Origin of the sequence: Salmonella sp. SAL04162, assembly GCF_046551535.1 — a bacterium.
Taxonomy (GTDB): domain Bacteria; phylum Pseudomonadota; class Gammaproteobacteria; order Enterobacterales; family Enterobacteriaceae; genus Salmonella; species Salmonella enterica.
The window spans coordinates 13,238-26,581 of sequence record NZ_JBGDVX010000013.1 but is presented as its reverse complement, the minus strand read 5'-3'; the positions used below and the strand labels follow the sequence as shown (position 1 = coordinate 26,581).

The following is a 13,344-nucleotide window of genomic DNA, read 5'->3' as shown; positions in this document are numbered from 1 at the left end:
ATGCGGCCGGTTATCGACCGCATAACATTATGGCTTATTTGCTAATATCATCCACGCGCATGGTGTGGTCAGGTTGAATATTGTTAACCTGCTTCATATAGTTAACCAACGCTGGTGCGGTTTGTATCCCTATATATTTGATATTTTTACCTTTAGTGAAGGTAAATCCGCCACCACCTTTACCGATAAAGGAATCCAGCGCGACGGTATAGAGTTTATTGTCTTCTACCGGTTTGCCTTTGATATCAAATTCAACAATACGCTGGCCCAGCGGTTTGGTGCTGTCATATTTAAACTGGACGGTTTTCGATACGTGCAGCATACCGTTTTTCAGATCGGCAGCGTGTGACATGATGGATTTCAGGTCCTTACCGCTGATTTCCATGCTCATGACATCGTTGGTGAACGGATACATACTCAGCACATCACCATAGGTGATATTACCTTTAGGCAATTCGGTACGGATGCCGCCAGCATTATAGAAGGATGCGTCGGCGCCAGGAACGGTAGCCATCAGGGCATCGGTGATTAAGTTGCCGGTTGGCGCGGATTCACCGTAAGAACGGGTCAGCACTTCCGGAGAGTGCGCGACCACCTCATCGGTAATTTTCTTAACCTTGTTATCCCATTCGTCAATTTTGGCCTGCGTGACCGGATCTGGCTTATAAGTATCCGCATACATGGTGATCAACTTACCATTGTAGCTGTCCACTTTTTTGGTTTCCGGGTTCCAGTCAAGCACCAGTTTACCTAATTCGATGGTGTACGCATCCGTGGAAACGACAAGGGTATCGCCCACTTTAATCGGTTCTGGCGTACCTTTATGCGCATGGCCGGTAATCAGGACGTTAAGTCCATAGCCTTCCAGCGATTTCGCCATATCAACGTCGGTTTTCAGCGCGCGTGCGACATCAGCCTCGCCCGCGCTGGACTGCATACCCGGCACGCCTTCGTGGGCCAGCAGCACGGTCAGGTCAACTTTCCCTTTTAACTCTTCCAGCTGTTTTTTCACATAAGGAATCGGATCGCGGCAGTCAACGCCTTCACGCACGCCTGCGGCAATCGCTTCATAGAATGCGGAAACGCCGTGCATACCGATGACGCCGATCTTGAATCCATCTTTTTCCACGATGGTATACGGTTCTTTAATTAATGGCGTATCTGTGCCGCTGTAAAAAACATTATCCAACAATACCGGGAATTGCAATTTGCTGAGTTGTTTAACCAGATTCTCATGGCCATGGTCAAATTCATGGTTACCGACAGAGACGGCGTCGTAAGGCATGGTATTTAAAATATCAATAATAGCCTCGCCTTTGGTCAGCGTACTGATAAAAGGTCCGGTGAAATAGTCGCCAGCATCAAAGAAAAAGACATCTTTCTCTTTCGCTTTTGCATCTTTGACAATTTTCGAGATGGGAGCAAAGCCTCCTACCGGACGTGTCTTGGATACATAGGGGATAATTTCCGGGGTCACATGGGCATGTAAATCGTTTGTATAATAAATTGTGATGTCACGCGCATCGGCTGAAAAGGAAATGGCTGAAGACAAACCAATGCACAGCGACAGTAGGGATATCGAAAACTTTTTGTTCATATAAACCATCCATTTACGCTACATTAAAGAAAAACAATGTCTGTAGTCGTATCATTCACGACTACAAACCGGGGAAATTAAGTAATATTCATCAAGTTTATTAATTATTAAAACTCGAAGCCGATCAGGTAATTCATACGGTCGCCGTAGCCGTCATACCCCAATTTATTATTGAAGTAACGGTAAGAGACGGAGGCGGTCCATCGCGGCATAAATTTCCATGTAAACGTTACCGCGCCGTTCAGGCCGGTCGTCCCACCCTGTTGTTCGGCGTAGGCGTCATTACGATCCATTTCAACTTCGTTCCAGTTTGAAATGACGAACTTTTCATTAAACATATCGAAGTTATAAGCCGCGACCCAACCGAGAACATAACCGTTAAAGCCTGTCGCCTGTCCATACTTTTTAGAGGTATAATCGTTCGATAAGTTATGAACAGCGAAATAGGGCTTAATAAAGCCTGATGGGCTGGTTAAACCCAGATAACCTACCCCGTACATCATGTTTAATTCATCACCGAATTTATTCTCCATCGACATATAGAGTTTCATCATTGCGGTAAAGTTAGAGCCTTCTACCACCCTATAATGTCCCAGAAATTGGGTAACATGGTTACGGCCTTCTACCGGATGGTTGAGCACGTTCATTTCATAAAATGATGCAAATTCGCCCCTGTCAAACACGGCGCCGAAATCGGCTACCGCTTTCCACACTTCGCCGCGATCGACATTGACAAAGCCTTTATTCCAGTCGCCATATCCGAAGCTAAGTTTACCGTATACGCGTTTCAATTCCGCTGCCTGGCCATTAAAGCAAGAGAAAAGAACACATGCGGCGAGTAGACTATTAATATATTTCTTATTTTTCATGCTCAACTCCATGAGGTAAAAACACAGTGAAATGTTGTGTAAAGAAGCGAATTCTAAGGAGTGTCTTTTTATACGTAGGTGATAGATGTCTCAAAAATATCAGCGACATATAATCGTCAAATATTCGTGTCAGATAATGTTGTTTATTACGCAATAACTATTTGATTTATAGTTTATGTCTCTGTTGTAAAAGTCACACCGGATAGCATGAAATTAATGAAACTTCGAATGGGAATAATCTCTCGTAAAGACAACTTACTGCCAGTAAATGAGGGTGTTACCGTTGAAACAGCAACATATATTGACATCACAATAGCGGTTCTGACATATGGGCCATATTTGAGATCTGCATCACTCGTTCGCGATTTCTTTTTTTATAGACTGCTTCAGGCGTGTTTTCTTTAGCACGAAATATATTTATGGTATTAATATTATAATGAGTGTGAATAATTTTCTACGATAAAATGATGTTAATGGAAGAAATATAAGACAAATCGAATATATATAGTGCAATTAATTCAGGCTGTATCCCGCAGCCGGGTCTATCGGCAAATATATCGTAATCAGACCGTGCGATAACTCAAAGGAGTTGAAATGAAAAGAACAGTCGTTGCCAGTATGATAGGGTTGGCGCTATGCGCTGGAAGCGTATTATCAACCGCGCAAGCGGCAACCGCAAAGCGTCCTAACTTAGTCATTATTCTGGCGGATGATTTAGGGTATGGCGATCTCGCCACCTACGGGCACCGCATCGTTAAAACACCTAACATAGACAAATTGGCGCAGGAGGGGGTGAAGTTTACCGACTATTATGCGCCAGCGCCTCTGTGTTCTCCTTCCCGCGCGGGCCTGTTAACCGGCCGTATGCCGTTCCGTACCGGAATCCGTTCCTGGATACCGGAAGGCAAAGATGTTGCGCTGGGGCGTAATGAACTGACTATCGCCAACCTGCTAAAACAGCAGGGCTACGATACGGCGATGATGGGGAAATTACACCTGAATGCGGGCGGCGATCGCACCGATCAGCCGCAGGCGAAAGACATGGGCTTTGACTATACGTTGGTTAATCCGGCGGGATTTGTCACCGATGCTACGCTGGACAACGCCAAGGAGCGCCCGCGCTATGGCGTGGTGCATCCTACGGGGTGGATTCGTAATGGCCAACATATTGGCCGCGCAGATAAGATGAGCGGCGAGTTTGTGAGCTCTGAAGTGGTGAACTGGCTGGATAATAAGAAAGACGATAATCCGTTCTTCTTATATGTCGCCTTTACCGAAGTCCATAGCCCGCTGGCGTCGCCGAAAAAATACCTTGATATGTATTCGCAGTACATGACCGACTACCAGAAGCAGCATCCGGATCTGTTCTACGGCGACTGGGCAGACAAACCGTGGCGCGGCACCGGCGAATATTACGCCAATATCAGCTACATGGATGAGCAGGTCGGTAAAGTGCTGGATAAAATTAAGGCGATGGGCGAGGAAGATAACACCATCGTCATCTTTACCAGCGACAACGGCCCTGTCACGCGTGAAGCGCGTAAGGTATACGAGCTGAACCTGGCCGGGGAAACCGACGGTCTGCGCGGGCGTAAAGACAACCTGTGGGAAGGCGGCATTCGCGTACCGGCAATCATCAAATACGGCAAGCACATTCCACAGGGGATGGTAACGGACACGCCGGTATATGGTCTTGACTGGCTGCCGACGCTGGCCAACATGATGGACTTTAAACTTCCGACCGATCGTACCTACGACGGTCAGTCTTTAGTTCCGCTCCTGAAGGACAAGACTTTAAAACGCCAGAAACCGCTGATCTTCGGTATCGATATGCCGTTCCAGGACGATCCGACGGATGAGTGGGCGATCCGCGACGGCGACTGGAAGATGATCATCGATCGCCAGAATAAACCTAAATATCTCTATAACCTGAAAACCGATCGTTTCGAGACGCTCAATCAAATTGGTAAACAGCCGCAGATTGAGAAACAGCTTTACGGTAAGTTCCTGAAGTATAAAAAGGATATTGATAACGATTCGCTGATGAAAGCCCGTGGCGATAAGCCGACGCCTGTCACCTGGGGCTAATGGAATAATTATAAAAAATTAAGTATGCCACTTAGGGCGATGCCCACCTGATCCGGTCACTCTGTGCCGGATCAGGTTCTTTTATTTCAGGGAAGGTAATGATGTTTGGGAAAAGTTGTCAGGTCATGGTTAAACCAACCGGATCGGTGTGTAACCTTGACTGCAAATACTGTTTTTATCTGGAGAAAGAAAAGCTCTATCCGGATCGAAAAAACCATTACAAAATGTCGGAAGAGACCCTCGACCTCTTCATCAGGCAGCAGATTGCCGCACAGGATATTGATGAGGTCATTTTTGCGTGGCAGGGCGGGGAACCCACATTAATGGGCATCCCGTTTTATCGTAAAGCCGTTGAATTTCAGCAGCGCTATTGTGGCGGCAAAACCATCGTCAATACCTTCCAGACTAACGGCATCCTGATCAACGACGACTGGGCGACCTTCTTCCGGGAGCATGATTTTCTGGTTGGCGTCTCTATTGATGGCGATGCCGCGTTACACGATGAATGGCGAGTGACGCGCTCCGGAAAGCCGACGCATGAAAAAGTAGAAAATGCGGTGCGTTGTCTGGCGCAGCACGACGTGGAATTTAATACCCTCACGGTGGTTAACCGTACCAATATGCACCATCCTGTTCAGGTCTATCGCTACCTGAAAAGCATTGGTAGTCGCTATATGCAATTTATCCCTTTAGTTGAACGCTGTGGGGAAAATGGGCTGGCGCAGCCGCAGGATAAACACATCGCGATGACGCCGTGGTCGGTCGATAGCCTGCAATTTGGTCAGTTTCTGAATGCGGTATTTGATATCTGGATCCGTGAGGATATCGGCGATATCGGCATCCAGCTATTTGAACAGACGCTGGCGGCCTGGTGCGGCCTGCCGCCGCAGGTTTGCGTTTTTGCTCCCACCTGCGGCAGCGCGTTTGCGATGGAAATGAACGGCGATGTTTATAACTGCGATCACTTCGTATATCCGCAATTTAAACTGGGGAATATCCACCAGAAGACGCTGCGTCAAATGAATCAGGGCGAACAAAATCGCCAGTTCGGCAGCGATAAACAGCGTTCAATGGCGCAGGAGTGCCATCGCTGTCAATGGAAGTTCGCCTGCTATGGCGGCTGTCCGAAACATCGTTTTTTACCCTCTGCGTCAGGCGCAACCAATCATAACTATCTGTGTGCAGGTTATCAGGCTTTTTTCTCGCATACCGCGACGGCGATGAGTGCCATGCGAACCCTGTATGAAAAAGGCATCTCACCTGCAGAAATAAAGTCAATATTTGTTTGAAGGTAGTATTCGCAGGGAGTGAATATGTTTTCTCACATTAATGTCGATGCTTGCAAAACGCCCGGCTGCAAAAATCTGGGGATTCTGGAGAGTCCAGACTATCTACCGCAAGGGAAAAATGTTCTCTGTCGAGCGTGCGGTTTTTTGTTCCCCATTATCTCAGCCAGATCGCTTAATCTTTTTCGCCAGGCGGCGAATCAATCCTGGAAAGGTCTGGTGAAGTCCTGTCCGCATTGTGGCGGGACGTCGCTGAAAAAATATGGTTTTTCCACTAAAGGTGAGCGGCGTATGTATTGCCGCCAGTGTAATAAAACGTTCATCTCCTATACCGCTATCAGAAGCGACGCCAGACAAGAGAACCTTGCCACGTTGATTGGCGAAGGAGCGTCGCTAGTTGAAATACGCGCGGCGCTGGCGATAGACAGCACGGGTTTTAGCCGCGAATTACAAAAACTGTCCCGTCGCGCTAATCAAGCGGAACGCGATTTTGTGTTTCCCGCGTTTGACATCGCTATGAGCACGCGGGCGTTTCGCGTGAAATTTAACGGCGGCGACAGCAGCTTATACGTGTTGGTGACGGCGGAAGAAGAGAGCGGTAAGGTCGTCGCGATCTCAACGAATTACTCTGCACAACCGGTGGAAGCGGATTATCAATATCATTCTGATTACGAAGAACGACTCCCGTCCGGCACGCTGGCGCATCTGGTGCAGCGAAAAGAGGCGATGACCATGCGCCGTAATGTATTATTTGATGTGGATTACGGCCCCGCCATTTTATATAAAAACGATCCGGGGATGTTAGTAAAACCCGTATTACCTGCTTATCGACATTTTGAGTTGGTTCAGGCGTTGACGGATGAGCGCTCCCTGAATGTCCAGCATTATCTCGATCACGAATGCTTCATTCTGGGCGGCTGTATGATGGCGAATTTTAGCTATCTTCGTCAGGGTCGCTGCCATATTTCGTTTGTGCGTGAAAGAGGCGTTACGCCGCCCAAACGCGATCTCCCTCCGCGGTTGTTTTTGAGCGGCGGAATTCGCAACAACGTCTGGCGTACATTTTCCACACGGGATTATGCGATGGCGGTATGCAATCTCACAGGAAATAAAAAGGTGAGTTTGTTACGCCATGCGACGTTAAATAGCGCGACGGCGTTTATTCGCTATGTTCACAACCATCCCTTCCTGCCGCATCTTAACCGGATGTCTCCTGGCAATGTTGTTGCCGTACTGGATTACCTAAAATTTGAATATAACGCTTCACGTAACTGAATTGCTAAAATAAAAAGTGTGATGAGGTGTTGTTGCGGTATTTTATTCGGACGGCTTAAAAATCCAGAGTATTAATTTTCGTGGTCCCCATGAGGGGCGATGAGATTAATACACTGGAGATTTATCATGAATACGTTAACTGCAACGTCTGTTGTCCTTCCTGCGCCGCGTCCGGCGATTAATCAGGGTATCGATATCAATAATGAAATGGTGCTTAACCATACTGCTATTTATGAAAATTGCCTTACGCAGGTCACGCAAGAGAATACGGTAGAAAATGCGCTGATGTTGTTAGACCCTTACGGCACGGCGCCTTTAAGCGCTTATGCCGGGGTCTGGAGTCTGGAATCAGCTGAGATCATAGTCACGGTCCAGGATGCGGCAAAAACGGCGATGCCGGTAGAACATCTTTATACCCTTACGCCAGGCGCAAATCTGTTGCCGGTTCTGGGGCTGGTAGCGGATACTGAAAACCGTATTGTCTTTTCTCAGGCAGATACGCCGCTTGCCGTCTATACGCTCATCACACAGCCATTACCGCCGGTAGATTCCGCGGAGGTCGTATTAGGTTTTCCGATTATCAACGTGACGCAACCTGCTACCGATGCGGACAAGATGGCGCCAGGGTTTTATTTTATTACGCATTTCGATCGCTATAATTACGCATTAGATCAGAATGGTCTGGTGCGCTGGTACGTTACTCAGGATTATCCGTCTTATAATTTTGTTCGAATTGATAATGGCCATTTCCTCACCACTTCAGAAGCGAAAAATACCTATCTGGATATGTATGAGTTCGACATGATGGGGCGTCTTCACACATTCTATAATCTCGATAATCAATTTCACCATTCTATCTGGCCGTGGGACAGCAATACCATTGTTGCGCCCTCTGAATATACCTCGGGTCGGCCCGACGATTTGAAAACCAATGAAGACGGCGTATCGGTTGTCGATCTGACTACCGGGCTGGAGACCGCTTACTACGATATGGCGAAGGTGCTGGATACGACGCGGGTTTCCCGTCCTTCAGGTACGGCGCCGGGAGAAGACCCGACGGTTAAAGACTGGCTGCATATAAACCAGAGCTACGTGAATGAGACGAATCAGTTGTTAATTGCGTCCGGGCGTCATCAGAGCGCGGTGTTTGGCGTCGATCTGCAAACGCAAGCGTTACGCTTTATTTTGTCAACGCATGAAGACTGGAACGATGCTTATCAGCCTTATCTTTTAACCCCGGTCGACAGTGAAGGTGTGGCGCTTTACGACTTTAGCAAACAGGAGGATATCGACGCGGCCGACCGTGACTTTTGGACGTGGGGCCAGCATAACGTCGTTGAAATCGCCAATAATACGCCGGGTATAGTGGAGTTTATGGTATTTGATAACGGTAATTACCGTTCGCGTGATGACAGCAAAAGCCTGTTACCGCCGGATAACTACAGCCGCATTGTCCATTTCGTGGTGAATATGAATGAGATGACCGTTATGCGGCCATTTGAATACGGCAAGGAGCTGGGCGCGCGTGGCTACAGTAGCTGCGTTAGCGCGAAAGCGATCCAGCAGAATGGCAATATTGTGGTGCATTTTGCCGACTGCACGTTTGATGAAAATGGCCGCGCCATCTCTTGCCAGCCTGGCGAGAGCGATATTATCGATCCGCAGGCGGGCAGTGAGGCGATGGGGCTGCTAATTTTACAGGAGATTGCGCCTACGGAGAAAACCGTGCTTTTTGAAGCGACTATGACGTCAGGTTACTACAAAAACGCGGAAACGAACGGGGAAGGCTATCGCTACGATATTACCAGTTTCCGGGTGTATAAAATGGATCTGTACGCGTAGCGGTCTATCATCAATAACTGACTGCACTAAAAAAGTCCGGCGTAAGTCGGACTTCATTTCGTAAAAAACGAGCTATTCATCATATATAATCTAATTTTAACGATGAGTCAGGCGAGGTAAGATAGTAGATTCGAAGAATTCACCTGATTGAGAGAATAAAAAGTGAAACATCTGCACCGATTTTTTAGCAGCGATGCCTCTGGGGGCATCATTCTCATCATCGCCGCTGCGCTGGCTATGCTGATGGCCAATATGGGCGCGACCAGTGGATGGTATCATGATTTTCTGGAGACGCCGGTTCAGCTACGGGTTGGGGCGCTTGAAATCAACAAAAACATGCTGTTGTGGATCAACGATGCGCTGATGGCTGTGTTTTTCCTGTTGATTGGTCTGGAAGTTAAGCGCGAACTAATGCAAGGCTCGTTAGCCAGTCTGCGCCAGGCCGCTTTTCCGGTGATTGCCGCCATCGGCGGGATGATTGTACCAGCATTGCTCTATCTGGCCTTTAACTACTCCGATCCGGTCACTCGCGAGGGCTGGGCTATTCCTGCCGCGACGGATATCGCCTTTGCGCTGGGCGTGTTGGCGCTGTTGGGCAGCCGGGTTCCGCTGGCGCTGAAAATATTCCTGATGGCGCTGGCGATCATCGATGATCTCGGCGCCATCGTTATTATCGCACTGTTTTATACCAGCGATCTTTCCATCGTCTCGCTGGGCGTGGCGGCGTTCGCGATTGCCGTGCTGGCGCTGCTGAACCTGTGCGGCGTCAGACGGACTGGGGTATATATTCTGGTCGGGGCAGTGCTGTGGACGGCGGTACTGAAGTCCGGCGTTCACGCGACGCTGGCTGGCGTCATTGTCGGTTTCTTTATTCCGCTGAAAGAAAAACACGGTCGCTCGCCGGCGAAGCGTCTGGAGCATGTTCTGCACCCGTGGGTCGCGTACCTGATCCTGCCGCTCTTCGCTTTTGCGAATGCCGGCGTTTCTCTTCAGGGCGTCACGATTGACGGTCTGACCTCCATGCTGCCGTTGGGAATTATTGCCGGTCTGCTGATTGGTAAGCCGCTGGGGATTAGCCTGTTTTGCTGGCTGGCGCTGCGTTTCAAGATGGCGCATCTGCCGCAGGGGACCACTTATCAGCAAATCATGGCGGTCGGCATTTTGTGTGGCATTGGCTTTACGATGTCCATCTTTATCGCCAGCCTGGCATTTGGCAATGTCGATCCGGAACTTATTAACTGGGCGAAATTGGGCATTTTGATTGGTTCATTGCTCTCCGCAGTGGTGGGGTATAGCTGGTTGCGCGCGCGTTTGAACGCGCCGGCATAACCAGTACGAAGGAAAGGGGGAGCGATGTATCGCTCCCTTGCGACATTGAACAGGGAGAGGAATGAGCATGTCTCATATTAACTACAACCATCTTTATTACTTCTGGCATGTCTATAAAGAAGGTTCTGTCGTGGGTGCCGCAGAGGCGCTTTTTCTGACGCCGCAAACCATTACTGGTCAAATTAAAGCCCTGGAAGAGCGTTTACAGGGGAAGCTATTTAAACGTAAGGGACGCGGTCTTGAGCCCAGCGAACTGGGCGAGCTGGTTTTTCGCTATGCGGACAAAATGTTTACGCTAAGCCAGGAGATGCTGGATATCGTCAATTACCGCAAAGAATCAAACCTGTTGTTTGATGTCGGCGTCGCCGATGCTTTATCCAAGCGTCTGGTCAGCAGCGTTCTGGATGCGGCGGTGGTGGTGGACGAACCCATACATCTGCGTTGCTTTGAGTCGACGCACGAAATGTTGCTCGAACAGCTCAGCCAGCACAAGCTGGATATGATTATCTCCGACTGCCCGATAGATTCCACGCAGCAGGAGGGGCTATTCTCAGTCAAAATCGGCGAATGCAGCGTCAGTTTCTGGTGTACGAATCCGCTTCCTGAAAAAGCGTTCCCTGCCTGCCTGGAAGAGCGACGGTTGCTGGTGCCGGGACGTCGCTCAATGCTGGGGCGTAAGTTGTTGAACTGGTTTAATTCGCAGGGGTTGCAGGTTGAGATCCTTGGTGAATTTGATGACGCGGCCTTAATGAAGGCGTTTGGCGCGACACACGATGCGATTTTTGTGGCGCCGAGCCTTTATTCGCTGGATTTTTATGCCGATGAGTCGGTAATAGAGATTGGGCGCGTGGAGAATGTCATGGAAGAATATCATGCGATTTTTGCCGAGAGAATGATCCAGCATCCGGCGGTGCAGCGTATTTGCAATGCGGACTACTCGGCATTGTTTAAGCTTCAGTAGACACACCTACCGTAATACTTCCGGCTGCGGAACTACCCCGCAGCCGGAGTCATTCTACAAATTCAGTAGGCTACGGTACTGCCCACCTTCGCGGATAAACACCGGAATTCTGTTCAGTGGCGTAGCGTACTGCAGCGTCTGCCCTCCTGAATAGCTTTCACCGGTCGCAAGATCCGTCCATGTTTCCCCTTCCGGTAGCCAGATATCACGTTCGCGCATACCTTCATGCATGACGGGGGCGATCAGCAGGTCAGGACCAAAACAATACTGGTCGGTGATTGCCCAACTTGTTTCCTGTTCGGGGAATTCAAAGAACAGGGGGCGCATCACTGGCGTATTGTGCTTATGGGTTTCCTCCATCAGCGCTTTGATATAGGGCTTGAGTTTTTCTCGCAACGCCAGGCAACCTGTCAGTACGTCGCATACTTCCTCACCGTAGCTCCAGACTTCGTTCGGCGCACCTGTAGGGCACTGGGCGATACCATCCCGGTACGGTTGTGCGGGTAAAATTTGCGGATCGCGGTTGCCGTGCAGACGCATCACCGGGCTAAAGACGCCCCACTGGAACCAGCGAATCAGCAATTCATGGAATTTCGGGTCGTGAATATTACCGCCATGAAAACCGCCGATATCCGTCGTCCACCACGGTATCCCCGCGATTCCCATATTGAGTCCGGCGGCAAACTGGTTGCGTAGCGATCTAAACGAGGAGTGAATATCACCTGACCAGACCAGCGCGCCGTACTTCTGACTGCCGGCCCAGGCGCAGCGTAGCAGGTTGATAACCTGGTCTTCGCCATCGGCTTTCATGCCGTCAAAAAAGGTTTTAGCGTACATACGTGGGTAGATATTGCCCACTTCCAGTACCGGCCCGGCGTGGTAGCGATAGTTGTCGTAGTCGTAAACGCTGAACTCAGGTTCGGCTTCATCTAACCAGAATAGCTTCACGCCTTTATCGTAATAGTTGCGTTTGGCTTTGCCCCAGACGTAGTCGCGCGCGCCCGGATGAGTCGCATCAAAGTAAGTGGTATTGCCGAGGAAATCCATATTGATCGGCAAGCCACGTTCCGTTTGTACCAGCCAGCCGTTTTCGCGCATCTCCCGATAGCTTTCGGTACGGTTATCTACCGTCGGCCAGACGGAGACCATCAGCTCAATTCCCAGCGATTTCAGCTCGGCAATCATGGCATCAGGATCGGGCCAGTCGCGCGCATCGAACATCCAGTCACCCTGATTCGGCCAGTGAAAGAAGTCGATAACGATCACTGAGATAGGCAGATTGCGACGCTTATATTCGCGGGCGACCTCCAGCAGCTCTTCCTGCGTGCGATAACGGAGTTTGCACTGCCAGAAGCCCATGGCGTAGTCCGGCATCATCGGCGGTGTGCCGGTAGCCAGCGCGTAAGCCCGGCTAATTTCTGCCGGGGTATCGCCAGCCGTGATCCAGTAGTCCAGCTGTTCGCTGACCTGCGCTTCCCATTCGGTAACGTTTTGGGCAAAGGTTACGCGTCCGACTGCCGGATTGTTCCATAAAAATCCGTAGCCCAGACTGGAGAGCATAAACGGTACTGAGGCCTGGGAGTTACGTTGCGCCAGCTCAAGCACGCATCCTTTGAGATCCAGGTTGGCCTGTTGATACTGCCCCATACCATAAATTTTTTCCCCTTCGGTGGCTTCGAAGCGGGCTTTCAGTGAATATTTCCCACCCTGAATCGGGCGGAACTCGCGTCCCTCAAGGTTGAGTGCGCTGACGTACTGGCCGTGAGATGATTCATCCTCGCCAATTTCGCCCCGCAGGCGCCAGAACTCCTGCAACAGGGGTTTGTGTGGATGGCGGTAAAAGGTAACCTGTCCTTTTTGATTGACGATAGCGATAATTTTGCCGTTGGTCAGCGTTGCCTGGTGGTGCTCATAATCAATGTGGCACTGACTTTCTGCGACTGGCTCAGTCAATGCCCAGTCTTCATTTCTCATTACCGGCAGATGACGGCCGCTGCGTACGCGCAGGCTGTTCTCGCCCCAGGGCTCAATCCATAAATAGCGATCGTTTTGCTGCCAGACCAGACGACGCGGGTCTTGTTGCATAAATGGCATGGT

9 protein-coding genes are annotated in these 13,344 nt (G+C 49.7%); 6 read left to right on the top strand and 3 right to left on the bottom strand.

All coding sequences use genetic code 11. The features are described from left to right. Positions 1-34 precede the first annotated feature (34 nt). Positions 35-1,606, bottom strand: a complete 1,572-nt coding sequence (locus ACLJRH_RS21085) for a bifunctional metallophosphatase/5'-nucleotidase (RefSeq protein ID WP_000262866.1) — start codon at positions 1,604-1,606, stop codon at positions 35-37. Between the two features lie 98 nt (positions 1,607-1,704). Beyond that, positions 1,705-2,466, bottom strand: a complete 762-nt coding sequence (locus ACLJRH_RS21080) for an outer membrane protein OmpK (RefSeq protein ID WP_000791534.1) — start codon at positions 2,464-2,466, stop codon at positions 1,705-1,707. Positions 2,467-3,060: 594 nt separating this feature from the next. Between ACLJRH_RS21080 and ACLJRH_RS21075 the strand changes: the two genes are divergently transcribed. The 6 genes from ACLJRH_RS21075 (at position 3,061) to nhaR (ending at position 11,247) form a co-directional block, all read left to right on the top strand. After that, complete coding sequence (locus tag ACLJRH_RS21075; protein WP_000831886.1) at positions 3,061-4,554, top strand: sulfatase; 1,494 nt, start codon at positions 3,061-3,063, stop codon at positions 4,552-4,554. Positions 4,555-4,652: 98 nt separating this feature from the next. After that, a complete protein-coding gene (locus tag ACLJRH_RS21070) occupies positions 4,653-5,843 on the top strand; it encodes an anaerobic sulfatase maturase (protein ID WP_001601528.1) in 1,191 nt (396 codons plus the stop codon). An 18-nt stretch (positions 5,844-5,861) separates the two neighbouring features. Further along, positions 5,862-7,115, top strand: a complete 1,254-nt coding sequence (locus ACLJRH_RS21065; protein WP_001601530.1) for a hypothetical protein — start codon at positions 5,862-5,864, stop codon at positions 7,113-7,115. Positions 7,116-7,241: 126 nt separating this feature from the next. Next, positions 7,242-8,957 (top strand): aryl-sulfate sulfotransferase, encoded by a 1,716-nt coding sequence (locus tag ACLJRH_RS21060; RefSeq protein ID WP_023137520.1) that lies wholly within the window; start codon positions 7,242-7,244, stop codon positions 8,955-8,957. A gap of 162 nt (positions 8,958-9,119) precedes the next feature. Next, a complete protein-coding gene (gene nhaA / locus ACLJRH_RS21055) occupies positions 9,120-10,286 on the top strand; it encodes a Na+/H+ antiporter NhaA (protein ID WP_023137519.1) in 1,167 nt (388 codons plus the stop codon). Positions 10,287-10,347: 61 nt separating this feature from the next. Continuing rightward, a complete protein-coding gene (gene nhaR, locus ACLJRH_RS21050; protein ID WP_000062872.1) occupies positions 10,348-11,247 on the top strand; it encodes a transcriptional activator NhaR in 900 nt (299 codons plus the stop codon). 54 nt (positions 11,248-11,301) lie between these two features. Here the strand turns inward: nhaR and ACLJRH_RS21045 are convergent, their stop codons facing one another. Beyond that, positions 11,302-13,341 carry a TIM-barrel domain-containing protein gene (locus ACLJRH_RS21045; RefSeq protein ID WP_001116451.1) on the bottom strand — a complete coding sequence of 680 codons (2,040 nt, stop codon included), beginning with the start codon at positions 13,339-13,341 and terminating at the stop codon, positions 11,302-11,304. Positions 13,342-13,344 lie beyond the last annotated feature (3 nt).

What these genes read in the sequence shown, in the direction of transcription:
- ACLJRH_RS21080 (WP_000791534.1), bottom strand. Translation starts at nt 2,466, where the DNA reads ATGAAAAATAAGAAATATATTAATAGTCTACTCGCCGCATGTGTTCTT.
- ACLJRH_RS21085 (WP_000262866.1), bottom strand. Translation starts at nt 1,606, where the DNA reads ATGGTTTATATGAACAAAAAGTTTTCGATATCCCTACTGTCGCTGTGC.
- ACLJRH_RS21045 (WP_001116451.1), bottom strand. Translation starts at nt 13,341, where the DNA reads ATGCCATTTATGCAACAAGACCCGCGTCGTCTGGTCTGGCAGCAAAAC.
- ACLJRH_RS21075 (WP_000831886.1), top strand. Translation starts at nt 3,061, where the DNA reads ATGAAAAGAACAGTCGTTGCCAGTATGATAGGGTTGGCGCTATGCGCT.
- ACLJRH_RS21070 (WP_001601528.1), top strand. Translation starts at nt 4,653, where the DNA reads ATGATGTTTGGGAAAAGTTGTCAGGTCATGGTTAAACCAACCGGATCG.
- ACLJRH_RS21060 (WP_023137520.1), top strand. Translation starts at nt 7,242, where the DNA reads ATGAATACGTTAACTGCAACGTCTGTTGTCCTTCCTGCGCCGCGTCCG.
- nhaR (WP_000062872.1), top strand. Translation starts at nt 10,348, where the DNA reads ATGAGCATGTCTCATATTAACTACAACCATCTTTATTACTTCTGGCAT.